At 65.2% G+C, this 24,700-nt stretch carries 24 protein-coding genes; 18 read left to right on the top strand and 6 right to left on the bottom strand.

From position 1 onward, the window contains the following. Nucleotides 1–18: 18 nt before the first annotated feature. The gene (locus KVT37_RS14905; protein WP_217574188.1) at nt 19–2,427 is read right to left on the bottom strand and encodes a glucan 1,4-alpha-glucosidase; all 2,409 of its coding nucleotides are present in this window, start codon (nt 2,425–2,427) and stop codon (nt 19–21) included. 223 nt (nt 2,428–2,650) lie between these two features. Between KVT37_RS14905 and KVT37_RS14900 the strand changes: the two genes are divergently transcribed. From KVT37_RS14900 to KVT37_RS14865, 8 genes are all read left to right on the top strand, one after another. Beyond that, nucleotides 2,651–3,910, top strand: a complete 1,260-nt coding sequence (locus tag KVT37_RS14900) for an ATP-binding protein (protein ID WP_217574186.1) — start codon at nt 2,651–2,653, stop codon at nt 3,908–3,910. Further along, on the top strand, nt 3,910–4,644 hold the full coding sequence (locus tag KVT37_RS14895; protein ID WP_217574184.1) for a response regulator transcription factor: 735 nt from the start codon (nt 3,910–3,912) through the stop codon (nt 4,642–4,644). The genes KVT37_RS14900 and KVT37_RS14895 overlap by 1 nt, the downstream gene beginning before the upstream one ends. Nucleotides 4,645–4,873: 229 nt before the next feature. After that, nucleotides 4,874–5,068, top strand: coding sequence for a 4-oxalocrotonate tautomerase family protein (locus tag KVT37_RS14890; RefSeq protein WP_217574183.1), 195 nt, complete (start codon nt 4,874–4,876; stop codon nt 5,066–5,068). Then, nucleotides 5,068–5,952: an SMP-30/gluconolactonase/LRE family protein gene (locus tag KVT37_RS14885; RefSeq protein WP_217574181.1), complete on the top strand. Its 885-nt coding sequence runs from the start codon at nt 5,068–5,070 to the stop codon at nt 5,950–5,952. The genes KVT37_RS14890 and KVT37_RS14885 overlap by 1 nt, the downstream gene beginning before the upstream one ends. A 92-nt stretch (nt 5,953–6,044) precedes the next feature. Next, entirely contained in the window at nt 6,045–7,061 is a 1,017-nt protein-coding gene (locus KVT37_RS14880; RefSeq protein ID WP_217574178.1) for an ABC transporter substrate-binding protein, read from the top strand. A 47-nt stretch (nt 7,062–7,108) separates the two neighbouring features. Next, nucleotides 7,109–8,572 (top strand): sugar ABC transporter ATP-binding protein, encoded by a 1,464-nt coding sequence (locus tag KVT37_RS14875; protein ID WP_217574176.1) that lies wholly within the window; start codon nt 7,109–7,111, stop codon nt 8,570–8,572. A gap of 1 nt (nt 8,573) precedes the next feature. Next, the gene (locus KVT37_RS14870) at nt 8,574–9,551 is read left to right on the top strand and encodes an ABC transporter permease (protein ID WP_217574174.1); all 978 of its coding nucleotides are present in this window, start codon (nt 8,574–8,576) and stop codon (nt 9,549–9,551) included. A 3-nt stretch (nt 9,552–9,554) separates the two neighbouring features. Continuing rightward, the gene (locus tag KVT37_RS14865; protein WP_217574173.1) at nt 9,555–10,502 is read left to right on the top strand and encodes an ABC transporter permease; all 948 of its coding nucleotides are present in this window, start codon (nt 9,555–9,557) and stop codon (nt 10,500–10,502) included. Between the two features lies 1 nt (nt 10,503). Here KVT37_RS14865 and ppa read toward each other — a convergent pair whose 3' ends face one another. From ppa to KVT37_RS14840, 5 genes are all read right to left on the bottom strand, one after another. Beyond that, nucleotides 10,504–11,040 (bottom strand): inorganic diphosphatase, encoded by a 537-nt coding sequence (ppa, locus tag KVT37_RS14860; RefSeq protein WP_127876499.1) that lies wholly within the window; start codon nt 11,038–11,040, stop codon nt 10,504–10,506. Nucleotides 11,041–11,265: 225 nt separating this feature from the next. Next, nucleotides 11,266–11,775, bottom strand: coding sequence for a GNAT family N-acetyltransferase (locus KVT37_RS14855; RefSeq protein WP_112101828.1), 510 nt, complete (start codon nt 11,773–11,775; stop codon nt 11,266–11,268). A 103-nt stretch (nt 11,776–11,878) separates the two neighbouring features. Continuing rightward, nucleotides 11,879–12,517 carry a TPM domain-containing protein gene (locus tag KVT37_RS14850; RefSeq protein ID WP_217574171.1) on the bottom strand — a complete coding sequence of 213 codons (639 nt, stop codon included), beginning with the start codon at nt 12,515–12,517 and terminating at the stop codon, nt 11,879–11,881. 5 nt (nt 12,518–12,522) lie between these two features. Continuing rightward, entirely contained in the window at nt 12,523–13,326 is an 804-nt protein-coding gene (locus KVT37_RS14845; RefSeq protein ID WP_217574169.1) for a YgcG family protein, read from the bottom strand. A 202-nt stretch (nt 13,327–13,528) separates the two neighbouring features. Further along, complete coding sequence (locus KVT37_RS14840; RefSeq protein ID WP_217574167.1) at nt 13,529–14,173, bottom strand: LemA family protein; 645 nt, start codon at nt 14,171–14,173, stop codon at nt 13,529–13,531. Nucleotides 14,174–14,392: 219 nt separating this feature from the next. Between KVT37_RS14840 and KVT37_RS14835 the strand changes: the two genes are divergently transcribed. From KVT37_RS14835 to KVT37_RS14790, 10 genes are all read left to right on the top strand, one after another. Then, nucleotides 14,393–14,644, top strand: a complete 252-nt coding sequence (locus tag KVT37_RS14835) for a hypothetical protein (protein ID WP_217574165.1) — start codon at nt 14,393–14,395, stop codon at nt 14,642–14,644. Between the two features lie 12 nt (nt 14,645–14,656). After that, complete coding sequence (gene pdxY, locus KVT37_RS14830; protein WP_217574163.1) at nt 14,657–15,541, top strand: pyridoxal kinase PdxY; 885 nt, start codon at nt 14,657–14,659, stop codon at nt 15,539–15,541. Continuing rightward, complete coding sequence (locus KVT37_RS14825) at nt 15,538–16,305, top strand: DUF429 domain-containing protein (protein ID WP_217574161.1); 768 nt, start codon at nt 15,538–15,540, stop codon at nt 16,303–16,305. Before pdxY ends, KVT37_RS14825 begins: the two co-directional genes overlap by 4 nt. Nucleotides 16,306–16,446: 141 nt before the next feature. Next, a complete protein-coding gene (locus tag KVT37_RS14820) occupies nt 16,447–17,088 on the top strand; it encodes a carbonic anhydrase (protein WP_217574159.1) in 642 nt (213 codons plus the stop codon). Between the two features lie 7 nt (nt 17,089–17,095). Next, nucleotides 17,096–17,515 carry a nuclear transport factor 2 family protein gene (locus KVT37_RS14815; protein ID WP_217574157.1) on the top strand — a complete coding sequence of 140 codons (420 nt, stop codon included), beginning with the start codon at nt 17,096–17,098 and terminating at the stop codon, nt 17,513–17,515. An 87-nt stretch (nt 17,516–17,602) separates the two neighbouring features. After that, on the top strand, nt 17,603–19,651 hold the full coding sequence (locus tag KVT37_RS14810; RefSeq protein WP_217574155.1) for a M3 family metallopeptidase: 2,049 nt from the start codon (nt 17,603–17,605) through the stop codon (nt 19,649–19,651). 201 nt (nt 19,652–19,852) lie between these two features. Then, a complete protein-coding gene (locus tag KVT37_RS14805; protein WP_217574153.1) occupies nt 19,853–20,878 on the top strand; it encodes a BMP family protein in 1,026 nt (341 codons plus the stop codon). 233 nt (nt 20,879–21,111) lie between these two features. Further along, nucleotides 21,112–22,623: an ABC transporter ATP-binding protein gene (locus tag KVT37_RS14800; protein WP_217574151.1), complete on the top strand. Its 1,512-nt coding sequence runs from the start codon at nt 21,112–21,114 to the stop codon at nt 22,621–22,623. Continuing rightward, complete coding sequence (locus KVT37_RS14795; RefSeq protein WP_217574149.1) at nt 22,623–23,678, top strand: ABC transporter permease; 1,056 nt, start codon at nt 22,623–22,625, stop codon at nt 23,676–23,678. Before KVT37_RS14800 ends, KVT37_RS14795 begins: the two co-directional genes overlap by 1 nt. Then, on the top strand, nt 23,675–24,619 hold the full coding sequence (locus KVT37_RS14790; protein ID WP_217574147.1) for an ABC transporter permease: 945 nt from the start codon (nt 23,675–23,677) through the stop codon (nt 24,617–24,619). Before KVT37_RS14795 ends, KVT37_RS14790 begins: the two co-directional genes overlap by 4 nt. The last annotated feature ends 81 nt before the right edge of the window (nt 24,620–24,700 follow it).

The following is a 24,700-nucleotide window of genomic DNA, read 5'->3' as shown; positions in this document are numbered from 1 at the left end:
ATCGGCCGTGTTTCACGATCATGACGCGTCGATGCCGACGCTGAAGTCGACATTCTCCCAACGCATCGCTCCGGGCCAGAAAAAAGTGAAGACGATCGTCGTTCCAGGCTTCAGGCCGGACACCGGCAAATCGACCAGATGCACGCCGAAAGCGTTCTCGGCGGTGTGGTCGTCATGCACGGTCAGCCATTTGTCGCTGCTCCAATGAACGACGCCGGGCGCCGACAGTTCGACGCGCAGCGCCTTGCCGGCGGAGATGGAGCGGATCTTGTCGTTGAATCGCCACGTCCTGAACGGCGCAACGGTCTTGCCCTTGATGTAGCGCTCGACGCCTTGCGGTGGCATGTCGAAGACAGCGCCGTCGCGCAGCGAGCGCAGCAGCTTGATGTGTTCGGCATGCGCCCAGACCAACGGCATGGCGCTGCCGGAAGGCGCCCCCAGACGCAATTCGCGGTCCGGAATGTCGGGGCGATCCCAGACCTGTTCCGGCAGCAGGCCGCCGACGCCGGCCGAACGCTCCAAGGTTTCCAGCAGTTGCGCCGCCTTGTCCTTTCGGCCGGCGGCCAGCTCGTAATGGGCGCGCTCGCCGGCAAGCAGCGGCCACGGCCGGCCTTGGCCGGTGCCGTCGAAAGGCGCGCCGTCCTCGTGCTCGCCATAGCCGTCGCCGCTGTAGCGGTACCAGAGCGGCCCTTGCGGCAGGTCGCAGCGCAACAGCGCGTCGATGGCCTTGACGGTGTCGACGACGCGCGGATCGTCCGCGGCTCTCAGGCCGAAACGGACCAGCGCCAGCGCGTCAGGGCTGATGATCGCCTCGGCCGGCCTGTCGGTGTCGGCCGGCGGCCGGTTCTTGATCGGCACGAAGCCGTCCTTGGGCGAGGCAACTCCCGCATCGTCGGGCGGCGCGATGCGGACATAATAGCCAGCGATGGCTTCGCTCGCGCAAAGCTCGGTACCCGTCACATAAGTCCAGCGCTCGATCTGGTCGTTCCAGCAGTCGGCGGTCTCGCGCAAATAGTTTGCCGGCTCATTTTTTCCCAAAACATCGAGCATGTCGGCGGCGGCAAGCAATGCCGCTATTTCCACGGCCAGCGTGAACGGGCTGTAGCCGGCGTCCTCCTCCCAGCGATCCTCGCCGGTAACCGGGCCGTTGCGCACGATATAGGAGGCCGCGCTCTCGATCATGGCCAGGAAGTCGACAAGCTTGGACTTCGGCAGATGGCCGGCGCGGCGCAAGGAATCGGCAAGCAGCAGCGGAAAGGCGCATTCGTCCATCTGGATGCCCGGCCAATAGGCGGTGCCGTCGGACCAGACATTTTGCGGCCAGTGGCCGTCGGGTTGCTGGATCGAGCGCAGATAGGTGAGGATCTGCAGCGCCTGCCTGGCGTCGCCGGCGGCCAGGAAACCGCCCGCCGTCTCCACCAGGTCACGCGGCCAGACGAGATGATAGCCGCCGAGATCGTCGTCGCCCTTGTTGAAGCCCCAGGGGATCGACAGGCTGGCGACCGCGGCACCGGGCCTGGCGATCGACAGATGCGTCGCCAGCACCACGCTGCTGACGCGGTAGGTGTTCAGCCCGGAGGCGGCGCGGCGATCGAGTTTTTCGAGCCCCGCCTGGAATTTCCGCCAGTTTTCGACATAGGTTTGCGCGGCCGGCTCGAAACCCTGTTTCAGGCTGGCGAGGGCAAGGTCGGCGGCTTCCTCCGGCGAAGCGCCGAAGCCGAGCGCCAGCAGGGCGGTGGTCTTGCCGACCGAAAAGCCGATCTCGCCGGCCAGCGCGACGTTGCCGTTTTCGGCTGCCTGGCAGGAAGGGTCGAGCGCGCCGTTGTCGTGCAGTTGCTGCCAGCCATCGGAAAAGCCGACATAGCCGGCCGAACAGTCGCCCCAGGGCAAAGAGGAGGCGAGCGCCAGCGAGACGCCGCGTCCGCTGGCGAAGAGCATGCGCTGCCCCTTGTGCTCGCCAACCCAGGCGGTGTTGCCCATGCCGGCATTGACGAGATGCGGCGCGAGCAGCGCGTAGACACGGTAATCGGTGGCCGCTCCCTTGAGCGCGGTGAAACTGGTTTCCTGCAGCAGGACAGGGCGTTTCGGATCCGTAACGATGCGCTTTTCAATCCGGTAAGCGCCGTCGGACGCTGTGTTGGTCAGCCTGTAGCCGGGTACCCCGTCCTCGAATTGCTCGACGGTGTGGGCCGCATCGCGCTTCTCCTCGGAAAAATAGTTGCCGGGGCCGGTGACGATCAGCCCCAGGTCGCGCGTGCAGGCGCTGTCGAGGCGCGGATAATAGAGCTCGTTCAAAATGCCGTGGCTGACGGTGAACCAGAGCCGGCTTTTTGCCGAAAGCGCGGTGCCGACGCCGCTCTTGGCGCTTGACGTCCAGCGCGCGGGAATCCCGGGCGCGCCCTTTGCAACACTCGGCGTCACTGCCATGCAATGCGATCTCCTCGGCCATCCCTAAACCAGGAGCCGCAGGCTTTTCAATCGTCGCACCGCAAGTTGATCGTCGTCCAAGGTGCTGTCGTTGACAGCCGCGCCGGCAAGCGTCCACTATTTCGCCGGCAGGGAGGGCTGCGAGGAAATCCGGGAAGATGCCACGCGCCGCGAAAGCGGGCGGCAGTCCTTGCAATTTCGTCTGCGCGGCAAGGGAGGAGAAATGTCGGAGGTATCTCCCCAGCTGATCGACCGGCTGCTGGCGATCTCGCGGGCGCTGGCTGGCCATATCGATCCGGGCTCGGCGTTCCGCGCGACCGCGATCGAGATCGGCACGCTCATCCCCCACGACCATATCGATCTTGCGGTGCTGTCGTTCGATGGGCGCATGCATGCCTGCTATGAAGCCGGCTTCCACACCAGCTGGAGCGATCTCGCGCAACATCCGGTGGAGGGCAGCCCGATCCGGCGCGTGCTGTGGGGCCAGACTCCCTATCTTTTGACCGACAATGCGCTGGTCGACGATCGCTTCCACTTCGAGGGCGCCTTCGACGAGCCGATCTTCGTCGCCAAGCTGCGCAGCCGCATCATCGTGCCGCTCAGGGCGCGCGGCAGCGTCATAGGCGCGCTCAACATCAGCCGGCACGAGGCCGGCTGCTATACACAGGAAGACGTTGAGGTCGCCCAGCAATGCGCCGATCTCATCGCGCCCTATATTTTCGCGCTGATCCAGACCGAGGAGGCGCGCCGCGCCATGCTCGCCGAGAGCGAAGCACGCAACCGCGCCGAATTGCTGAGGGTCGGGGCCTCGCAACTGACCGAGGGCATGGAGCGCGAGCGCCGGCGCATGGCCATGGATCTGCACGACCAGACGCTTGGCGATCTCGCCCGCATCGCGCGCCAGGTTTCTGCGTTCCGTAGCCGGGGTATGGCGCGGGCGGCGCAGCTTGCCGATCTCGAGCAGGAGGTCGCGGGCTGCCTGGCGGAGCTGCGCCATATCGTCGACGACATGCGGCCGAGCGTGCTCGAGCTTTTCGGCCTGCGTGACGCCGTCGAGGCGCATCTCAACCGCAGCGTCGCCAGGGCCAAGCCGCCGATCGCGGTGCGCATCGCCGACACCAGCGACGGCGGCGCCGATAACATGCCGGAAACGCTGCGCACGGCGCTCTACCGGATCGTGCAGGAAGCGATCAACAACGCCGTGCGCCATGCGGGGCCGAGCCGTATCGATGTCCAGCTGTCGTCGACCGCAAGCGCGTTCAGCGTGAGCGTGACCGATGATGGGCATGGCTGCGGCGTGATCGATCCCGGCGGTCAGGGCGGCATCGGCCACATGCACACGCGGGCGGCCCTGGTCGGAGCGCGGCTGCGCTTCGAGCCGGCCAGCCGCAAGGGCGGCACCCGCGTCGTGATCGAGATCGACCGTGAGGCGCCGAAGGGTGAGGCGGTGGCGGCTGAACGGATGGCGGCGGAGGCGATGTGATGCTGGTGATGATCGCCGAGAATGACGGCCTGCACCGCAGCTTCGCGCGGCGCACGGTGGAGCAATTGTGGCCCGGCGATGTCGAGGTGCTCGAAGCCGGCGACGGCGAGGACGCCATCAACCTCGCCGCCGCGCACGAGCCGCCGCATGTCGTGCTCGACCTGCAACTGCCTAAGGCCACGGGCATCGAGGTGGCGCGCGCCATCTGGAGCCGCCGCGCCGGCACGCATATCCTGTTCTGGTCGAACTTCGCCGACGAGGCCTACGTGCGAGGCGTGGCGCGCATCGTGCCGCCGGGATCGGTCTACGGCTATGTGCTGAAGTCGGCGACCGAGGAAGGCATGCGCTCGGCGCTGCGCGGCGTCTTTCGCGAAGGGCACTGCATCATCGACCGCGAGATCCGCGGCATCCAGCACCGCGTCCAGGACCGGTTCGAGGGCATCACCGACGGCGAGTATGAAAGCCTGATCGATATCGCGCTCGGCCTGACCGACCGGGCGATCGCGGCCCGACGCGGCCTGTCGATCCGTGGCGCGCAGAGCCGCATCAAACATGTCTACGACAAACTGGGCATCGTGCCGCCGGAAGAGGGCGCTGGCGAAGCGTCGATCTTCAATTCGCGCACCCGCGCCATCTATCTCGCCATGGCGCGCGGACTGATCAACATCGACGCCCTGCGCCGCGAGCAGGAACAGCTCGATGCGTGGCTGGCGCAGGCGCCGCCGCACGACTAGTGCGTTTCACCGTTTCACGGAACCGGCGAAACGCCCTATCTCCTTGTTTTTACGCAATTCCGGACGGAAAACCGCTCACACTTTTCCTGGAATTGCTCTAGCTCGGCGCGGGAGACAATTGCCGCGACTGTGCAAAAGCACAGTCGGTGCTGCGCTTAGACCCGTATCGCCCGGCCCGCATCCTGAATACGCTTTTGTCCGACAAGAACAAGAATACCGGGGAAGCGCCATGCCGTTCGTCAGCATAAGGATACTCGAGGGCCATACGCAAAAGCGCAAGAACGAGATTTCGCGCCGCGTCACCGAGGCGATCAGCGAGGTCGCCGAACTGCCCATGGACAAGATCTGGGTCGTGATCGAGGATGTGCCGGGCAGCGACTGGTTCGTCGGCGGTGAGCCGACGCGAGAACCGAAGCGCCTGTGATGTCGATCCAGGCGCGCGCCCGCCATTCCGGCTTTGACGACGTTGTCGGCAGTGCGGCGATGGAACGGCTCGCCACCGGCTACGGCTTCATCGAGGGACCGGTGTGGCATCCTTACGAGAAATGGCTGATCTTTTCCGACATTCCGCAAGGCCGCATGTATCGGCGCGGCGCTTCGGGCGAGATCGAGCTGTTTCGCAATCCCAGCCAGATGGCCAACGGCAACACGCTCGACCGGCAGGGGCGGCTGGTGACCTGCGAGCACGCGACCAGCCGTGTCACGCGCGCCGAGCCGAACGGCACGACGACGGTTCTGGCCACCCACTACCGGGACAAGCAGCTCAACAGTCCGAACGACATCGTCGTCGCCACCGGAGGCTCGGTCTATTTCACCGATCCGACTTACGGTCGGATGGAGTACTACGGCGTGCCGAGGCCGCAGGAGCTGGCATTCCAGGGCGTCTACCGGATCGACGGCACGCGGCTGACGCTGCTTGCTGACGATTTCGTGCAGCCCAATGGGCTCTGCTTCTCGCTCGATGAATCGAGGCTTTTCGTCAACGACACCGCGCGCGGCCATATCAGGGTGTTCGGCGTCGAAGCGAACGGCGACCTCAATGGCGGCGCTGTGTGGGCGGTGACGGAAGGCGACGGGCCTGGGGCGCCCGACGGCATGAAGATCGACAGCCGGGGAAACCTCTATTGCACCGGGCCAGGCGGCATCCATGTGTTCGATGCCTCGGGCGACCTGCTCGGCGTCATCGCGACGCCGGAAGATTGTGCCAATTTCACCTTCGGCGACGATGATCTCAGAAGCCTCTACGTCGCCGCCTCGACCTCGCTCTACCGGCTGAGGGTACGGGTGCCGGGATTGAGGCTGTTTTGAGCGGGATCGTTCACGCTCAGATCGGATGGAAGTGAAGCCGGCCCGCCGGGCCGACGGAAGTGCAGCAGTCAACACATCTGGGAGGATATGACATGAAGAAACTACTGGTCTTGAGCGCCTTTGCAGCCATGCTCGCCTCGGGCACCGCGCTTGCCGACACCAGCGGCAAGAAGATCGCCTTTTCCAACAATTATGCCGGCAATTCCTGGCGCCAGGCGATGCTCGACAGCTACGGCATCGTCACCAAGAAGGCGGTCGACGACAAGGTGGTCGGCGCGGCCGACGTTTTCACCACCGCAGACAAGGAAGTGCCGACCCAGGCCGCCCAGGTGCAGAACCTGATCCTGCAGGGCTATGACGCCATCGTCATCAACGCCGCCTCGCCCGATGCGCTGAACGGCGCCATCAAGCAGGCTTGCGATGCCGGCATCACCGTCGTCTCCTTCGACGGTACCGTCACCGAGCCCTGCGCCTACCGCGTCGTCGTCGACTTCAAGGACATGGGCAAGCAGGAAGTCGAGCAGATGGCGAAGTTCCAGCCCAAGGGCGGCAATCTACTGGAAATCCGCGGCCTTGCCGGCACCTCGATCGACGATGCCATCCATGCGGGCATCCTCGAAGGTGTCGCCGCGCATCCCGAGTTCAAGATCGTCGGCTCGGTGACCGGCGACTGGGACCAGACGACGGCGCAGAAGGCGGTGGCGACCATCCTGCCGTCGCTGCCGGATGTCGTCGGCATCGTCGACCAGGGCGGTGACGGTTATGGCGCCGCCCAGGCCTTCGCCGCCGCCGGCAAGCCGCGCCCGACCATCATCATGGGCAACCGCCAGGACGAGTTGAAGTGGTGGAAGGAGCAGAAGGAGAAGGACGGTTACAAGACGTGGTCGGCCTCGATCGCGCCCGGTGTGTCGACGCTGGCCTTCTGGGTGGCGCAGCAGGTGCTCGACGGCCGCAAGGACATCCCGCACGACCTGCTGGTGCCGTATCTTGCCTTCACCCAGGATGATTTCGAGGCCGCGCTGCCGAAGATCAAGGAAGGCGGCGTCGCCACCCACGAATACACGCAGGAAGACGCCATCGCGGCGATCAAGGCCAACATCAAGCAATAGCGGCGCAAAATTTGCCAGCCGCATCGCCAACCGGATAAAAGTTGAGGATGCTCCAGGCTATTGCAGATATCGTCAGGCTGGACGGCGCCGAAAAGCATTTCGGCGCCGTTCGGGCGCTTAACGGCGTCGACTTCCATGTCGGCGCCGGCGAATGCGTCGGACTGGTCGGGCATAATGGCGCCGGCAAGTCGACGCTCATGCATATGGTGGCCGGCACGCTGCGGCCGGATGGCGGACAGATCGCGGTGCGCGGCAATGCGGAGGTCAGCTATTCCGTGGCGCGCGCGCTGGAGCTCGGCATACGCTGCGTGTTCCAGGAATTGTCGCTCTGCCCCAATCTCAGCATTGCCGAGAACACGCGCATCAACCATCCCGCACTCAAGGGCTTCGGCTGGCGGCGCAAGGCCGCCGATCTCATCCGCGCCAAGCTCGACGAGATCTTTCCGGATCACGGCATTTCGGCGGACGATGTTGCCGGCGACCTGTCGATCGGAAGACGGCAGATGGTCGAAGTGGCGCGCGCCTTTACGCTGACCAGCGAGCCATTGCATCTGGTCATCCTCGACGAGCCGACGTCGTCGCTCGACGCGCATACCGCGGGGCAGCTGCTTTCATTCGTCCGCCGCTTCGTAGCCGCGGGCGGCAGCTGCATCCTGATCTCGCATGTTCTGGGCGAAGTGCTGCAGAATGCCGACCGCATCGTGGTGATGCGCGACGGCAAGGTGGTCGCGGCCGATGCCGCAAGCGCCTTCGACCGCGACAGGCTGGTCGCCGCCATGGGCGGCGCCGAAGGGCATCACAAGGCCGCCGCCGAGGCCCGCAAGATCGAGCCCGGCGCGCTGAAGGTGCGGGCACGCCCGGCCAGGCAGCAGGACGGCACTGAGCTCGTTGCCCGCGCGGGCGAGATCATCGGCCTCGCCGGACTTGCCGGCCATGGCCAGACGGATCTGCTGCTGGCGATCTTTTCGGCGGCCGCCCGTGCCAAGGCCGGCATCGAGGTCACCGCGCCCGTGGCGCTGGTCGCCGGCGACCGTCAGTCCGACGGTATTTTCGCGCAATGGTCGATAGCGCAGAATATCGGCATCCGCTCGCTGGCCCGGCTGCGCAACGGGCTGCTGATCTCGCCGCAGCGCGAAGCGGAGCTGGCCGAACTCTGGAAGCAGAAGATCGGCATCCGCACGCCGGACATGAACAACAACATCTTCTCGCTGTCGGGCGGCAACCAGCAGAAGGCGCTGTTTGCCCGCGCGCTCGGCTCGGACGCCGGGATCGTGCTGATGGACGACCCGATGCGCGGCGTCGACATCGGCACCAAGCTGGAAGTCTACGACCTCGTGCGCGAAGAAGCCGCCAAGGGCCGCACCTTCCTCTGGTACACCACCGAAACCGAAGAGCTCGACAATTGCGACCATGTCTATGTCTTCAAGAACGGCCGCATCGTCGCCAATCTCAAGCGCGACGAGCTGACGGAGGAAAAGATCATCCAGTCCTCGTTCGGCGATGCGGCCTGACATGACGGCGATCGCTCCCGGTACAACCCCACGATCCTCGCCACGCGGTGGCGCGGCCAGAGCTCGTTTGCTGCGCGGCCTTTTACCGGCTTTGTCGCTGGCGCTGGTGCTGATTGCGATTGCCTGGCTCAACCCGCGCGCCATCAGCTATTTCGGCTTCAACCTGATGCTGAACCTGGCGATCCCGATCGCGCTGGCGACGATCGCGCAGATGTTCGTGATCGCCGGCAACGAGCTCGATCTGTCGATCGGCACGTTCGTCGGCTTCGTCGGCTGCGTCACCGCGACATGGCTGAGGGACGCGCCGCTCATCGGCGTTCTGGTGCTGCTTGGCTCGATTGGTGTCTACGCATTGCTCGGCGCGCTGATCCATCTGCGCAACCTGCCGTCGATCGTGGTGACGCTCGGCATGAGCTTCGTATGGCAGGGGCTTGCCATCCTGGTCCTGCCCAAGCCCGGCGGCAAGGCGCCGGACTGGCTGCTGTCGATCATGTCCTTCAAGCCGCCTTACATTCCGTTCCCGATCCTTGCCGCGCTCATCATCGCGGCGATCGTGCATTTCGGCCTGATGCGGACCTCCTATGGCGTGATCCTGCGCGGTTCCGGCGGCAACGCGGCGGCGCTCAGGCGCGCCGGCTGGTCGCTGCTCAGGACCAAGATCGTGCTCTTTGCGCTGACCGGCCTGTTCGGCGTGCTCTCCGGCATGGCGCTGATCGGCATCACCACCTCGGCCGACGCCAATATCGGCAACGGCTACACGCTCTTATCGATCGCCGGCGTCATCCTCGGCGGCGGCGAGTTCGTCGGCGGCCGCGTGTCGCCGATCGGCGCGGTGCTCGGCGCATTGACGCTGGCGCTCGCGGCGTCACCGCTGCTCACTTTCATGCACATCCCGCCCGACTGGCAGGTGGCCGCCAATGGCGCGATCCTGATCATCGTGCTGGCGGCGCGCGTGCTGATCAGCCGCAGGGAGCGGTAAGCGATGACCTCGGTACGCACGCTGCTTGAAAAGCCCTGGATCTGGTCCTTCGTCGGCGCGCTCGTCGTCTGGCTGGCGACAATTGCCTTCACCGGCGGCTACGGCGCCGGCGGCATGGTGACCGCTGCGCTGTCGCTGGCCGTCTTCACCGTCATCGTCGGCGTCGGCCAGATGTTCGTCATCACGCTCGGGCCCGGCAATGTCGATTTGTCGCTGCCGGCCAATATCGGGCTGGCGAGCGCTGTCGCCATGAAGGTGATGGGCGGCAGCGATTCGATGATCGTCGTCGGTCTGTTGGCGGCACTCGCCTGCGGGGCGGCGATCGGCGCGATCAACTATCTGCTGATCTGGGCGCTGCGCATCCCGCCGATCATCGCGACGCTGTCGGCGAGCTTCATCATCCAGTCGGTCGACATCAGCTATGGCCGCGGCCTGCAGATCAAGCCGCCGCCGGGCTTCGCCGACTTCACCAACTGGCAGGTTCTGGGCATCCCGGTGCTGGCGATGCTGACGGTGGTCTTCACCGTCGGCGCGGCGCTGGCGCTGCAGCGGATGATCTATGGCCGCTCGGTGCTGGCGATCGGTCAGAACATCCGCGCCGCCTGGCTGGCCGGCGTCCATGTCGGCCGCATCCGTTTCCTCACCTACACGCTGTGCGGCGCGCTGGGCGGCATCGACGGGGCGCTGCTGGCCGGCTATTTCCGCGGCGCCAATGTCGATATCGGCAACGAATATCTGCTCGCCTCGATCGCGGTCGTGGTCATCGGCGGCACCTCGGTCGCCGGCGGCAAGGCCAACGTGCCCGGCGTCTGGGGCGCCGGACTGTTCCTGGTGCTTTTGCTCACCATGCTCAACACCTTCGGCGTCAGCGCCGGCGTGCGGCTGGTGCTGACCGGGCTGATCATCGTCGGGGTGATCACCGCGGCCGGCGGCGAGAAGGCGGTGCGTTAATTTAGGCCTTGGCCGCCTTTGCCCGCGCGATCGCGTCGACGATCATCTTCTTGGCATATTTGGAATCATGCCAGCCCTCGATCTTGACCCATTTGCCGGGCTCGAGATCCTTGTAGTGCTCGAAGAAGTGCTGCACCTGCTGGCGGGTGATCTCCGGCAGGTGGGTGTATTCGGTGACGTTCTCGTAGCGCAGCGTCAGCTTCGGCGAGGGAACCGCGATCACCTTCTCGTCCTGGCCGGCATTGTCTTCCATGATCAGCACGCCGATCGGCCGCACATTGATGACGCAGCCCGGCACCAGCGCGCGCGTGTTGCAGACCAGAACGTCGATCGGGTCGCCGTCGCCCGACAGCGTGTGCGGCACGAAGCCGTAATTGCCGGGATAGCGCATGGAGGTGTGCAGGAAGCGGTCGACGAACAAAGTGCCGGCCTCCTTGTCCATCTCGTACTTGATCGGCTCGCCGCCGATCGGCACCTCGATGATGACGTTGATGTCGTCAGGCGGGTTCTTCCCGATTGGCACGGCTTCGATACGCATGGCTAAATCCCTCTCTCGATTGAAAAGACCGATAGCGGGGGACGCGTCATGGTGCAATGCGTCGAATAGTGCGGGACGCTAATGGAACCGCACACAGTTTGTGATCGCCTGTAACCTATGCGGCGCCAGAGCAGTTCACCGTTTCATGGAAACGGCGAACTGCTCTATCTCTTTGTTTCACGCAATTCCGGGCGGAAAACCGCTCACACTTTTCCTGGAATTGCTTCAGTCATTCCAGACGAAAGCCACCTTCTTCAGCGCCTTCTGCTCGAACACTTCGACGCCTTCGGCGATATCGCGGCCGCCATTGCCGGCATAGAAGGCCAGGGCGTTGTGGTTGTCTTCCAGCGCCCATACCACCAGGCCCCGCAGGCCGTGGTCGGCGAGCCGCGCCTTCGCCGCCTTGAACAGGCGGCTGCCGAGCCCGATGCCCTGATATTCCGGGCGGAGGTAAAGCTCGTAGATCTCGCCCTGCTGCCGGAGCTCGCGGGCACGGTTCTTGCCGATCGTAGCATAGCCGGCGACCGTTCCGCCGATCTCGACCACCAGCACGGTTGCCGCCTTGCGAATCGCGTTGGCCCACCAGTCGACGCCGCGACGGTTGATCATCGAGGTCAGCGTGCGGTGCGGAATGATGCCCGAATAGGCGCCGCGCCAGGCCTGCTGGTGCACCTCGGCGATGGCGCTCGCGTCGCGAGGCTCTGCCTTCCGGATGTCGATGGTCAGCGTGTTCATGATTGGTTAACCATAGACCCGCATTGCCCGATTGCAAAGAGTCCGGCATGCCAGGCTGGCGATTTCGCACAGGCGAAAAAAGTCGTGAGCAGGAGAGAAGGTTTCAGATTTCGACGAGGTGGTCGTCGAGCTCGTTGGTGTCGCCTTCCGTGACCGGGAAATGCTCGGCGAGCACCGCGCCTACCGATTCGACGGCCTTGACGAAGCCGTGGGCCAGCCGGTCGTCGCCGGCATGTTTCGTCAGCTCGCGCACCACGCCGTCCCAGACATGCTGGTCGACCTTGGCGTTGATGCCGGAGTCGGCGACGACCTCGGCATAGCGCTCGGCGATGGAGACGAAGACGAGCACGCCGGTCCGTGCGCTCGTGCGATGGACGTTGCGCGCCAGGAACTGCTTCATCGCATTGGCGTGAGCGGCCTTATAGCGCAACCTTCGCGGCACGAAATGAATGCGCAAGGCGGGCAGGAACCAGAGCAGGGCGAACACCGAGGCCAGTGCCAGCAACTGCGCCAGCACGAAATGCGGGAGTCGGATGGTAAGCCACAAGCCCTCAAGCCCGTAGGCGACGGCGAGGCTGGCGATGAACAGGCCGATCGTCGCCGTGAAGGCGGCCGGAAAGAAGTAGCCTTCGCTGGCATGGGCGACGACGCAGTAGATCTCGCCATCGGTCTTCAATTCGGCGGTGCGGATCGCCTCGGCGATGCGATCATGATCCTCGGTGCTGATCGGTCGCGTTGCCATTTTTCTCACCAGCTTCCCGAGGAGCCGCCGCCGCCCGACGAACCGCCGCCGCCGGAAAACCCGCCACCGCCGCCTCCGGAGGACCACCCACCGCCGCCCGACGACCAGCCACCCGAGGAAGAGCGCCGGTTCTGATCGAAGGTCATGCCGAGCCAGCGGTAACGGCCGGGTCCGATCTTCTGGCCGAAGATCGGCGGCAGCACCGTCATTGCGATGCCGCCGAAGAAGATCAGCGCCCAGATGGTGATGAAGATGGCGAAGAACAGATCATCGGAGTTGAATGGCGCCTGTTCGTTGCGCTTGCCGCGCGCCTCCAGCTCTTCCGGATTGCCCTCCAGCACCATGATCATGTCGTCGACGGCCTTGGTGATGCCGCCGGAAAAATCGCCGGCGCGGAAGGCCGGCACCATGTCGTTCTCGATGATCAGCTTGGTGTGCAGGTCGGTCAGCGTGCCTTCCAGCCCATAGCCGACCTCGATGCGCATCTTGCGGTCGTTGGGCGCGACCAAAAGCAGCACGCCGTTGTTTTCCTTGGCCTGGCCGAGCTTCCAGAAGCGGAACAGCCGGTTGGCGTAAGGTTCGATCTCCTCGCCGCCGAGGCTGGGAATGGTGGCGACGACGATCTGGTCGGAGCCTTTCTGCTCGAAATCGGCGAGCTTCTGCGTCAGCGCCGCGCGTGTGCCGGCATCGATGATGCCGGCATTGTCGACGACGCGGCCGGTGAGCGCAGGGAGGTCGGCGGCGAGGGCGGCGAGGGGGAGGAGGAGGGCGGCAAGAAGGCCAAGAAAGGCGAGGTAGGCGCGAGGCACCCCCCTCTGTCCTGCCGGACATCTCCCCCGCAAGGGGGGAGATTGGCAGCTTCGTTGCCGGACATCTCTTTCAAACGCCGAAAATTGGCGAAATCGCGGATGACGGCTGATCTCCCCCCTTGCGGGGGAGATGTCCGGCAGGACAGAGGGGGGTGTGAAGGAACTCAAGGCCTGCAAGCTCGATTAAGTTCAGTCTAAGCGCTCAACCGCCCTGCTTGGTGCTCGTGCCGAAATCGACCTTCGGCACCTGCATCTTGTCCTCGTCGACGGTGAAGTTCGCGAACGGCTCATTGCCGCGGAACCACAAGGTCGCCCAGATCACGGACGGGAAGGTCTTCAGCGTCAGATTGTAGTCCCTGACCGCCTGGATGTAGTCGCGGCGCGCGACGGCGATGCGGTTCTCGGTGCCTTCGAGCTGCGCCTGCAGCGCCAGGAAGTTCTGGTTGGCCTTGAGGTCGGGATAGGCTTCCGACACCGCGATCAACCGCGACAGCGCGCTGGTCAGCCCGGCCTGGGCGTCCTGGAACTTCTTCAGCGCATCGGGATCCTTCAGCGTCTCGGGCGTCACCGTGATCTGCGTTGCCTTGGCGCGCGCCTGGACGACCGCGTCGAGCGTGTCCTTTTCATGCGAGGCATAGCCCTTCACCGTCTCGACCAGGTTCGGGATCAGGTCGGAACGGCGCTGATACTGGTTGAGCACCTCACTCCAGGCCGCCTTGGCATTCTCCTCCGCCGTCGGAATGGTGTTGTAGCCGCAGCCGGCAAGCAGCGGCAGCACGAAAGCCATCATCAGGAAGGCGGGCAGGGCGCGGAAGGGGGTGGATCGTGAGAGGCGCTCGGTAATCATGATTGGTCCCTCGACAGAAGTTGCATGCGAAGCATTACCACAATCCACGCGTAAGAAAATGTCCGGCTCATGACGCCGATTCCAGCTCGGGCGCGAGCCACTGTGAATACCTGCGCGAACAGGATTTCATCTTTTTTTGTCGACGCAATTCCGGTCGGAAAACCGCTTCGCACTTTTCCTGGAATTGCTCTAAGCTGCGGACAGGAAAGGGCAATTGCCATGGCTGAGCGCCGGGACGACGAGGCCGAATCGCGCCGCATCCTCGAACGCGTGCAACAGGAGACGTCCCCAGGCGACGCATCGTTCATTGTCCGCGCGGCGAAGGAAGCGCGCGACCGCGTGACCGCCGCCGATGCCGACCGTGCCGATCCGATCGAATATTGGGGAACCCGCATTGGCCGAACGCTTGGCTTCATCATCGCCATTGGGCTGCTGGCCTGGTTGGTGTATGCCGCAACGCGTGGCGGCTAGGATTCAGATTCCATGAATGCAGAAAAAACCGACGCGCCGCGCGCGGTCATCGTCATCTCCAGCCATGTCGCTCGCGGCTCGGTCGGCAACCGCGCCGCCGTCTTCGCGCTGGAGACGCTGGGCTTCCCGGTCTGGGCGGTGCCCACCGTCATCCTGCCTTGGCATCCTGGCCACAGCCGCGCCACGCGCATCGTGCCGCCGCTCGATCAGTTCAAGGCGCTGATGGCCGATCTCGAACGCGCGCCCTGGCTGGGCGAGGTTCGGGCCGTGCTTTCGGGCTATCTCGGCGAGGCGGGCCAGGCGGAAGCCGTCGCCTCGCTGGTTGCGGCCGTCAAGGAAAAGACGCCGAACGCGCTTTACGTCTGCGACCCGGTGATGGGCGATTCCGGCGGGCTTTATGTGCCGGAGCCGACGGCCGCCGCGATGCGCGACAAACTGATGCCGATCGCGGATATCGCGACGCCGAATCGCTATGAGCTGGAATGGATGGCGGGCGCGCCGCTGCCGGACATCAAGGCGGTGACGGCGGCGGCCCTTCACGCCGGCCCGTCCACCATGCTGGTGACTTCGGCGCCGGCGATGATGACGGGCGGCACCGGCAATTTCTTGCTCGACGGCAGCCAGGCGCTGCTCGCCGAGCACCGCGTGATCGAGAAGCCGCCGAACGGGCTGGGCGACCTGACGGCCGCCGTCTATCTGGCGCGCGTGCTTTCCGGCCAGCCGCCGGTCAAGGCGCTGCAATCGACCACGGCGGCCGTCTATGAAATCCTTGCCCGCACCGCGAAGCGCGGCGGCGACGAGCTGCAGCTCGAAACCGACGCGCAGAGCCTGTCGCATCCGATGGCCATGGTGCAGCTGCGTCATCTTTTGCACCCCGGGCGGGACAAGCGGGCGTGAAAGCGACCGGCCGCGCGCTGGCCGGCGTCGACGGCTGCAAGGCCGGCTGGATCGCCGTCCATCGCGAGGCTGGCGCCATGCCTTCAGTCTCAGTCTTTCCGAGCTTCCAGGCGCTCCTCGACGCCTTGCCTGAGGCCACCATTGCCGTCGACATGCCGATCGGCCTGCCGGATTTTTCCAGCAAGGGCGGACGCGGACCGGAAGCGCTGGTGCGGCCTTTGCTCGGGGCGCGGCAATCGAGCGTCTTCGCCATCCCCTCGCGCGCCGCGCTCTACGCCGACACCAGCGACTTCACCACGATCGAGGCGTGGTACGCGGCGCACCGGCGCGCCAGCGAAGTGGCGATGACCACGTCCGACCCGCCACGCGGTGTTTCCATCCAGGCCTTCGGGATTTTTTCGAAGATCCGGGAAATCGACGCCCTGCTGATCGCTCGGCCCGACCTGCGCGGCCGTGTCTTCGAATCCCATCCGGAAGTGGCGTTCTGTCGCTTGAACGGCGGCAAGGCGATGGCGCTGCCGAAGAAGATCAAAGGCGCGGTCAATCCGGCCGGCATGGACGAGCGCAAGGCGCTGCTTTGCCGGCATGGCTACGAGCGGACTTTCCTTGACCAGGTACCGCCACGAGGCGCGGCGAGCGACGATTTTCTCGACGCCGCGGCGATGATGCTGATTGCCGGACGCATTGCCAGCTGCGATGCACGGCCTTCGCCCGACCCGCCATTGACCGACCGTTTCGGCATCCCAGTCGCCATCTGGGCGTGACCGGATCATGCCTCTCGCATCGCGAATGCGACGAAGCCATCCGCAATTCGGCATTGCCCGCGACCGGATTTTGCCGTTAGAGGGCTTTCCAGATTGAATTGCACAGCTGCCTCCAACCCGGAAAGGGTCAAGACGCCGCCCATGCCTCACCTCCCCGAACACCTCCTCGCCGGCTATCGCAACTTCATGAATGGCCGCTATCTTGCCGAAAGCGGCCGCTACCGGTCGTTGGCGCGAGAGGGCCAAGCGCCGGAAACGATGATCGTCGCCTGCTGCGATTCGCGTTCCGCGCCGGAGGCGATCTTCGATGCCGGACCGGGCGAGCTCTTCGTGCTGCGCAATGTCGGCAATCTGGTGCCGCCCTATGAGCCGGACGGCGAATTCCACTCGACCTCGGCGGCGCTCGAATTCGCCGTGCAGAGCCTGAAGGTGAAAAACATCGTGGTGATGGGCCACGGCCGCTGCGGCGGCATTCGCGCCGCGCTCGACACCAATGCTGCGCCATTGTCGCCCGGCGACTTCATCGGCAAATGGATGAGCCTGATCGCGCCGGCCGCCGAGACCGTGGCGGCAAGCACTATGATGACGGCCACGGAGCGCCAGACCGCGCTGGAGCGCATCTCGATCCGCTATTCGATCGCCAATCTGAGGACTTTCCCTTGCGTCTCGATCCTCGAAGGCAAGGGCAGGCTCTCGCTGCACGGCGCCTGGTTCGACATTTCGACCGGCGAGCTTTGGGTGATGAACAAGGAAACCGGCGATTTCGAGCGGCCTGAGCTGTAGCGGAGGGATGATGCAGCGGAGCTGGTGGAGGGTCTTTCTCGCGGCGGCGCTGCTGGTGACCTCGATCGTCCGCGCCGGCGCCGATGACGGCGCCGTCATCGAGCGCTGGTTTTCGGCGCTGCTGGTGGCCGACCGCACCGAACTGTCCGACCTGCTTTCCGACGACGTGCGCATGAAGCTCGACGATATCGGCGTCGTTCAGTCCAAGGAGGATTTCATCGCCTCGATCGACGAGTGGCAGGGCGCGGTTGCGGGCGCGGCGATCCGCCATCGCATCGAAAAGAGCGAGAAGGGCGAGACCACGGTGCTCGCCTGCTACGATTTCCCCAACAACGACACGCTGATGCGCGAGACCTTCACCGTCGCCGGCGGCCGCATCACCGCCAGCACCCAGAAGGCGGTCGCGCAGGATTGCAGCGGCTACTGAGGCGAAGCCCGGAGTTGCGCGATGCACGGCATCGCCCTACATCCGGGACTGCCCGCCGCCTGTCGAAACTCCCAATCGGATTTGCCCATGTCAAAAACCGCCGACCTCGCCGCCCATCCGCTGACCGTCTGGCAAGGGCCGCTCGGCCTGCCGGATTTCTCGCGCATCGGCGACAATGATTTCGGGCCGGTCTTCGACGCAGCGCTTGCGGCGCACCAGGCCGAGATCGATGCGATCGCCGGCAACAGCGAGGCGCCGACGGTTCACAACACGCTTGCCGCGCTCGAGCTTGCCGGCGATGCGCTCGACCATGTCTCGTCGATCTTCTGGTGCCGGGCCGGCGCTCACACCAACGACACGATCCAGGCGATGGAGCGCGAGGTTTCGCCAAAGATGTCGCGGCATTTCTCGGCGATCTCGATGAATGAGAAGCTGTTTGCCCGCATCGACGATCTTTACCAGCGGCGCGACAGCCTGAAGCTCGATGCCGAGACGCTGCGCGTCCTGGAAAAGACCTGGAAGGGTTTTGTCAGGTCAGGCGCCAAGCTCGATGCCGACGGCAAGAAGCGGCTTGCCGCGATCAACGAGGAACTCTCCTCGCTCGGCACCAATTTCGGCCAGAACGTGCTCGCCGACGAGCGTGACTGGGCACTGTTCCTCGACGAGGCCGACCTTGCCGGCCTGCCGGATTTCCTGAAGAGCGCCATGGCGGAAGCGGCCGAGATGCGCGGCCAGAAGGGCCGCTATGCGGTGACGCTGTCGCGTTCGATCTACGAGCCGTTCTCGACGTTTTCGGAGCGGCGCGACCTGCGCGAGACCGCTTTCCGCGCTTTCATCATGCGCGGCCAGAATGGCGGGGCCACCGACAATACCGGCGTGGTGCGTGACATGCTGAAGCTGCGCGCCGAGAAAGCAAAGCTGCTCGGCTACGGCTCCTTCGCGGCGCTGAAGCTCGACGACACGATGGCGAAGACGCCGAAGGCGGTGCATGAGCTGCTCGATCCGGTCTGGGAAAAGGCATTGGAGAAAGCCGCCGCCGACCAGAAGGAGCTGGAGCGGCTGGCCGCGGAGGCCGGCAGCAATGAGAAATTCGCCGCCTGGGACTGGCGCTTCTACCAGGAGAAGCTGCGCGCCGAGAAATTCGCCTTCGACGAGGCGGAACTGAAGCCATATTTGCAGCTCGAACGCGTCATCGAGGCTTGCTTCGATGTGGCGACGCGCTTGTTCGGCATCACCTTCGAGGAGAGGAAGGGCATCGCCGCCTGGCATCCGGACGCGCGCGTCTTCGTGGTCAAGAATCCGGACGGCAGCGAGCGCGGCCTGTTCCTGGCCGACTATTTCGCGCGGCCATCAAAACGCTCCGGCGCCTGGATGAGTGCGCTGCGGTCCGGCTACAAGCTTGGCGACGGTGCCAAGCCGATGATCTACAACATCATGAATTTTGCCAAGCCGCCGGCCGGCGAGGCGGCGCTTCTGTCGGTCGACGAGGCCAAGACCTTGTTCCACGAATTCGGTCACGCGCTGCACGGCATGCTGACCGACGTCACCTGGCCTTCGGTTTCGGGCACCTCTGTCAGCCGCGATTTCGTCGAACTGCCCTCGCAGCTCTACGAGCATTGGCTGACGGTTCCGGCGGTGCTGGAAAAGCACGCGCTGCATGTGAAGACCGGCAAGCCGATGCCGAAGGCGCTGCTCGACAAGATGCTCGCCGCCCGCACCTTCGGCGCCGGCTTCGCCACCGTCGAGTTCACCGCCTCGGCGCTGATCGACATGGCGTACCATGCAAAGGCGGATGCGCCGGCCGAGCCGCTTCGGTATGAGGCCGAAACACTGGAAAAGCTGCATATGCCGGACACGATCGCGATGCGCCACCGCACCCCGCATTTCGGCCATGTCTTTGCCGGCGACGGTTATTCAGCTGGCTACTATTCCTACATGTGGTCGGAAGTACTCGACGCCGACGCCTTCTCGGCTTTCGAGGAAACGGGCGATGCCTTCAATCCGGAACTGGCCGAGCGGCTGCGCAAGAACATCTACGCCGCGGGCGGGTCGAAGGATCCGGAAGAGCTCTATACGGCGTTCCGCGGCAAGATGCCGTCGCCGGACGCGATGATGGTGAAGCGCGGGCTGGTGTGATTGGCTAATCCCCCCTCGTGGGGAGGTGGCCGGCAGGACCGAGGCGGCGCTGTCCCGCGCCGACATCTCCCCTGTCCACACCGCAAGCATCGCCACCAAATTTGACCATGTGGACAAAACTCGGGCGCCGTTCCATAGTCCCTCGTCTGACATTTTTTGAACGGCCGGCTCGACACGGCTGTCAATCAGAGGGGAACTTCAATGGAAAACGAACGTAGCAAAATGCAACGCGCCGGCCTGTCGCGGCGCAACGTGCTGGAACTCGGCGCGCTCGGCCTCGCGGCCACCGTGTTGCCCGGCGCGGCCTTCGCCAAGGACAAGAAGCTGAAGGTGGCGGCGATCTTCGCCACGCCGATCGAGGAGCCGTGGGACAACCAGATCCACGTCGCCCTGCAGAAGGCCGAGAAGGAACTGGGCATCGAATACAAATGGTCGGAGAAGGTGCAGACCGCCGACTTCAGCCGCGTGATGCGCGAATATGCGCAGGGCGGCTACCAGCTGGTGCTGGGCGACGCCTTCGCCGCCGAGCGCGAATCGCGAAAGACCGCCAAGCAATTCCCGAAGACCGCCTGGCTGTTCGGCTCCGGCGCCGGCCCGGCCGAACCCAATTTCGGCGTCTTCGACAACTGGATCCATGAACCCGCCTATCTGTCCGGCATGATCGCGGGAAAGATGTCGAAGTCGGGCACGGTCGGTGCTGTCGCGGCGATGGGCATTCCGGAAGTGAACCGGCTGGTCAACGCCTTCTTCGCCGGCGCCAAGGAGGTCAATCCGAACATCAAGAAGAAGGTCGCCTTCATCGGCTCCTTCTTCGATCCGCCCAAGGCCAAGGAAGCGGCGGTGGCGCAGATCGATGCCGGTGTCGACGTCATCTATGCCGAGCGCTTCGGCGTCATCGAGGCGGCGGTGGAGAAGAAGATCCTTGCCATCTCCAACATGTCCGACCAGTCGAGCCTCGGCCCGGATACGGTCATCACCGGCCCGGTGTGGGACATGTATCCGACGGTCGAGCAGGCGATCAAACTGGTCAAGGCCGGCGTCTTCACCGCGCAGGACTATGGCGACTTCTCGCGCATGGCCAAGGGCGGTTCGTATCTCGCGCCCTACCACAAGTTCGACAAGACGCTGCCGGCGGAGGTGAAGGACCTGGTCGAGAAGAAGAAGGCCGAGATCCTCGAAGGCAATTTCCGCGTCGACGTCGACGAGAACACGCCGGTTTCGGATTGAAGTTTTTTTGAGGGGTCGGCGCGAGGCCCCCCTCTCTGTCCTGCCGGACATCTCCCCCTCAAGGGGGGAGATTGGCAGTTCCGTCGACGGCGCTTGATCTTTTCAACGTCGAAAGTTGGCGAAGGCCCGCGTGACATCTGATCTCCCCCCCTTGGGGGGAGATGGCCGGCAGGCCAGAGAGGGGGCCTCGCGCTGCCCTCCGCGGTATGCCGGATCGTAAGTCAGGAGCCCCCTTGTCCGCCCCACTCATCGAAATGCGCGGCATCACCAAGAGCTTCGGCGCGGTCAAGGCGAACGAGGCTGTCGATCTCAGCGTCGCGCCCGGCGAGATTCTCGGCCTTTTGGGCGAGAATGGCGCCGGCAAGACGACGCTGATGAACGTGCTGTTCGGCGCCTATGCGCCAGATGCCGGCGATATCCTGGTCGAGGGCAAGCCTGTCGCCATCCATAACTCGGCCGACGCTCTGGCCGCCGGCATCGGCATGGTGCACCAGCATTTTCACCTGGCGCCGCGCCTGACGGTGCTGGAAAACCTTCTGATCGGCATTCCCGGCAAATCCGGCCGCATCGACCGCGCCGGCGGGCTTTCGCGGCTCAAGGAGATCGGCCGCCAGTACGGTTTGAGCCTCGATCCGAACCTGCCGGTCTCGGCGCTGTCCGTCGGCGAGCAGCAGCGGCTGGAAATCATCAAGGCGCTGTTTCGCGGCGCCAGGCTCTTGATCCTCGACGAGCCGACCGCGGTGCTGGCGCCGAGCGAGGTCGACGGCCTGTTCGCCGCTTTGCGCTCGATGGCTGCCCAAGGGCTTGGCATCATCTTCATTTCGCACAAACTCAACGAGGTCCGGGCGCTCACCCATCGCTGCGTCGTGCTGCGCCATGGCAAGGTCGCGGGCCGCGTGGACGACCCAGCCAACACGACATCGGCCGCAATGGCGGAACTGATGTGCGGCCACGAAATCGTGCCGCCGGTCAAGGAGGCTTCGACGCCCGGCGCTTCGGTGCTGACGCTCGACGGCATTTCCACCGCCGGCCACGCCGGCACGCCGTTGCGCGACGTCTCGCTGTTCGTCCGCGCGGGCGAAATCCTCGGCATTGCCGGCGTTTCCGGCAACGGCCAGCGGGCGCTGGCCGACGTCATCTCCGGCATGCTGCCGCCCAAGACCGGCGCCATGACGATAGCCGGCAAAACGGTCGCGCAATTCTCGCCACGCGAGCTGCAGGCGCTTGGCCTCGGCCGCATTCCGGAGGACCGGATGACGACCGGCCTGGTCACCAACCTGCCTTTGGCCGATTCCATGGTGCTGCCGCGCATCGGCACCGAGGCCTTCAGCCGCAAGGGCCTGCTCAATCCCGCGGCGATCCGCGCCTTCGCCGAGGCGCAGATCAAGGCCTATGACATACGCTGCCCCGGGCCGATGGTGCGCGCCGGCGCGCTGTCCGGCGGCAATCTGCAGAAGGCGCTTCTGGCGCGTGAGCTCGCTTTCGATCCGAAAGTGCTGATCGTCTCGCAGCCGACGCGTGGGCTCGACATTGGTGCGGCCCGCTTCATCCACGAAAAATTCCTGGCGATGCGCGCCAGGGGTTGCGGCATCATCGTCATCGGCGAGGACCTCGAGGAATTGCTGATGCTCTCGGACCGTATCGCGGTGATGTATGAAGGCCGCCTCGCCGGCACGCTTTCGGGCGCGGAGGCTACCGTCGCAAGACTCGGCCTGATGATGACCGGCGCGGAGGGCCACGCCTGATGTTTCGCCTCGAAGCCCGCGCGTCGACCCCGGCCTGGTTCAATCTCGCCCTGCCGCTCATCGCCATCGCCGCGACGCTCATCCTGTGCAGCGGGCTGATCGCGATCGCCGGCGCCGGCGTCGTCGACGCCTATGGCGTGATGCTGTCGGCCTCGCTCGGCGACAGCTACGCCATCACCGAGACGCTGGTGCGCGCGGCGCCGATGATCTTCACTGGCCTTGCCGTGGCGATCGCCTTCCGCGCCAAATTCTGGAACATCGGCGCCGAGGGCCAGCTGTTGGCCGGCGCGGTGGCAAGCTGCTTCGTCGGCGCCATTCCGATGCCAGGCACCCTCGCCATGCTGTTGATGGCGATTGCAGGCGCAGCCGCTGGCGCCGTGGTCGCGCTGGTGCCCGCGACATTGCGCATCAAATTCAAGGTCGACGACGTGGTGAGCTCGCTGCTCCTCAACTCGGTCATCTATTACGCGCTGATGGCGCTGATCGAAGGGCCGTGGAAGGATACGTTCAGCGGCTATCCGATCTCGCCGCCGATCGAGGATTCGGCCAATTTCCCGGTGCTGATCGAAGGCACCCGCCTCCATCTCGGCGTCGTCGTGGCGCTGATCGCGGCACCCTTGGTCTGGTTCCTGATCGCGCGCACCACGCTCGGCTTCCGCATCCGTGTCACCGGCGAGAATCCGGAAGCCGCGCGCTATGGCGGCATCAATGTGCAGCGTGTGCTCACCTCCACCGCGTTGCTCTCCGGCGCCCTGGCCGGGCTCGCTGGCGTCGGCGAGGTCGGCGGCGTGCACTTCCAGGTGATGAGCGACATCTCGCCGGGCTATGGCTATTCCGGCATTGTCGTTGCCATGCTGGCGAGGCTCAATCCGCTCGGCGTGGTGCCGGCGGCGATCTTCCTGGCCGCGGTCATGACCGGCGCCGAGGCGATGTCGCGGGCGACCGGCGTGCCGGCCTTCTTGAGCGACGTCATCCAGGGAACCGCGCTGCTTGCCATGCTGGTGGCGCTGCTCTTCACCGCCTACCGCATCCGCCGCGTGGGAGCGCAAACATGAGCGCGGTGTTCGAGCAGATTTTCCAGGTCGGCTTCCTCGCCGCCATCATCCGCATCGCCACGCCGCTGGCCTTCGCCACGCTCGGCGAAATGTTTTCCGAGCGCGCCGGCGTCCTCAATCTCGGCATCGAAGGCATCATGCTGCTCTGCGCCATGGCGGGCTTCACCGCCGCGAGTCTCAGCGGCAGCCTGTGGCTGGGCGTGCTGGTGGCCATGCTCGTCGGCGCGCTGATGGGCGCGCTGCATGCGTTGTTCACGGTGGCGCTGGGCCTCAGCCAGCATGTCTGCGGCATCGGCGTGACCTTATTCTCATCCGGCCTTGCCTATTTCCTCTACCGGCTGATCTTCGGCCAGCAATCGGTGCCGCCCAGCATCGACGGTTTCAAGCCCGTGCCGATCCCGCTGCTGTCGGACATACCGGTGTTCGGCCCGGCCGTGTTCAACCAGTTCACACTGGTCTATCTCGCCATCGTCGCCGTCCCGCTCGCCGCCTTCGTGCTCTACCGAACGCCATGGGGGCTGTCGGTGCGCATGGTCGGCGAGAACCCGCGCGCGGCGGACTCGGCCGGCGTCAGCGTGATGGCCACGCGCTTCCAGGCGGTCATCCTCGGCGGCGCGCTGATGGGGCTCGCCGGCGCCTTCCTCACCATGGCGCAGTTCAACGCCTTCACCTTCGGCGTGGTCTCGGGCCGCGGCTGGGTGGCGATCGCGCTGGTCGTGTTCGGCCGCTGGGATCCATGGCGCTCGGCCGGGGCAGCTCTGCTCTTCGCCTTCGTCGATGCGCTGCAATTGCGCATGCAGGCCAGCGGCCTCGGCCACATTCCCTACGAAGCGTTCCTGATGCTGCCCTTCATCTTCACCATCGTCGCAATGGCCTTCATGTCGCGCAACGCGGTGGCGCCTTCGGCGCTGCTGAAGCCGTTCCGGAGGGAAGAGCGGTAGTCCAGAGTTCCTCGCCCCCGCCAACGGCGGGGGAGAGGTGGCCGCGAGGCGGCCGGAGAGGGGGCCTGCAACGGTGGCGAG

This window comes from Mesorhizobium sp. GbtcB19 (assembly GCF_019091085.1).
In the GTDB taxonomy this organism is placed as follows: domain Bacteria; phylum Pseudomonadota; class Alphaproteobacteria; order Rhizobiales; family Rhizobiaceae; genus Mesorhizobium.
Note: the sequence above shows the minus strand (reverse complement) of the source record. Positions and strands in the feature narration are given on the sequence as shown.

Coding starts and splice junctions, on each gene's coding strand:
- KVT37_RS14905 (WP_217574188.1), bottom strand. CDS start 2,427: ATGGCAGTGACGCCGAGTGTTGCAAAGGGCGCGCCCGGGATTCCCGCG.
- KVT37_RS14900 (WP_217574186.1), top strand. CDS start 2,651: ATGTCGGAGGTATCTCCCCAGCTGATCGACCGGCTGCTGGCGATCTCG.
- KVT37_RS14895 (WP_217574184.1), top strand. CDS start 3,910: ATGCTGGTGATGATCGCCGAGAATGACGGCCTGCACCGCAGCTTCGCG.
- KVT37_RS14890 (WP_217574183.1), top strand. CDS start 4,874: ATGCCGTTCGTCAGCATAAGGATACTCGAGGGCCATACGCAAAAGCGC.
- KVT37_RS14885 (WP_217574181.1), top strand. CDS start 5,068: ATGTCGATCCAGGCGCGCGCCCGCCATTCCGGCTTTGACGACGTTGTC.
- KVT37_RS14880 (WP_217574178.1), top strand. CDS start 6,045: ATGAAGAAACTACTGGTCTTGAGCGCCTTTGCAGCCATGCTCGCCTCG.
- KVT37_RS14875 (WP_217574176.1), top strand. CDS start 7,109: ATGCTCCAGGCTATTGCAGATATCGTCAGGCTGGACGGCGCCGAAAAG.
- KVT37_RS14870 (WP_217574174.1), top strand. CDS start 8,574: ATGACGGCGATCGCTCCCGGTACAACCCCACGATCCTCGCCACGCGGT.
- KVT37_RS14865 (WP_217574173.1), top strand. CDS start 9,555: ATGACCTCGGTACGCACGCTGCTTGAAAAGCCCTGGATCTGGTCCTTC.
- ppa (WP_127876499.1), bottom strand. CDS start 11,040: ATGCGTATCGAAGCCGTGCCAATCGGGAAGAACCCGCCTGACGACATC.
- KVT37_RS14855 (WP_112101828.1), bottom strand. CDS start 11,775: ATGAACACGCTGACCATCGACATCCGGAAGGCAGAGCCTCGCGACGCG.
- KVT37_RS14850 (WP_217574171.1), bottom strand. CDS start 12,517: ATGGCAACGCGACCGATCAGCACCGAGGATCATGATCGCATCGCCGAG.
- KVT37_RS14840 (WP_217574167.1), bottom strand. CDS start 14,173: ATGATTACCGAGCGCCTCTCACGATCCACCCCCTTCCGCGCCCTGCCC.
- KVT37_RS14835 (WP_217574165.1), top strand. CDS start 14,393: ATGGCTGAGCGCCGGGACGACGAGGCCGAATCGCGCCGCATCCTCGAA.
- pdxY (WP_217574163.1), top strand. CDS start 14,657: ATGAATGCAGAAAAAACCGACGCGCCGCGCGCGGTCATCGTCATCTCC.
- KVT37_RS14820 (WP_217574159.1), top strand. CDS start 16,447: ATGCCTCACCTCCCCGAACACCTCCTCGCCGGCTATCGCAACTTCATG.
- KVT37_RS14815 (WP_217574157.1), top strand. CDS start 17,096: ATGATGCAGCGGAGCTGGTGGAGGGTCTTTCTCGCGGCGGCGCTGCTG.
- KVT37_RS14810 (WP_217574155.1), top strand. CDS start 17,603: ATGTCAAAAACCGCCGACCTCGCCGCCCATCCGCTGACCGTCTGGCAA.
- KVT37_RS14805 (WP_217574153.1), top strand. CDS start 19,853: ATGGAAAACGAACGTAGCAAAATGCAACGCGCCGGCCTGTCGCGGCGC.
- KVT37_RS14795 (WP_217574149.1), top strand. CDS start 22,623: ATGTTTCGCCTCGAAGCCCGCGCGTCGACCCCGGCCTGGTTCAATCTC.
- KVT37_RS14790 (WP_217574147.1), top strand. CDS start 23,675: ATGAGCGCGGTGTTCGAGCAGATTTTCCAGGTCGGCTTCCTCGCCGCC.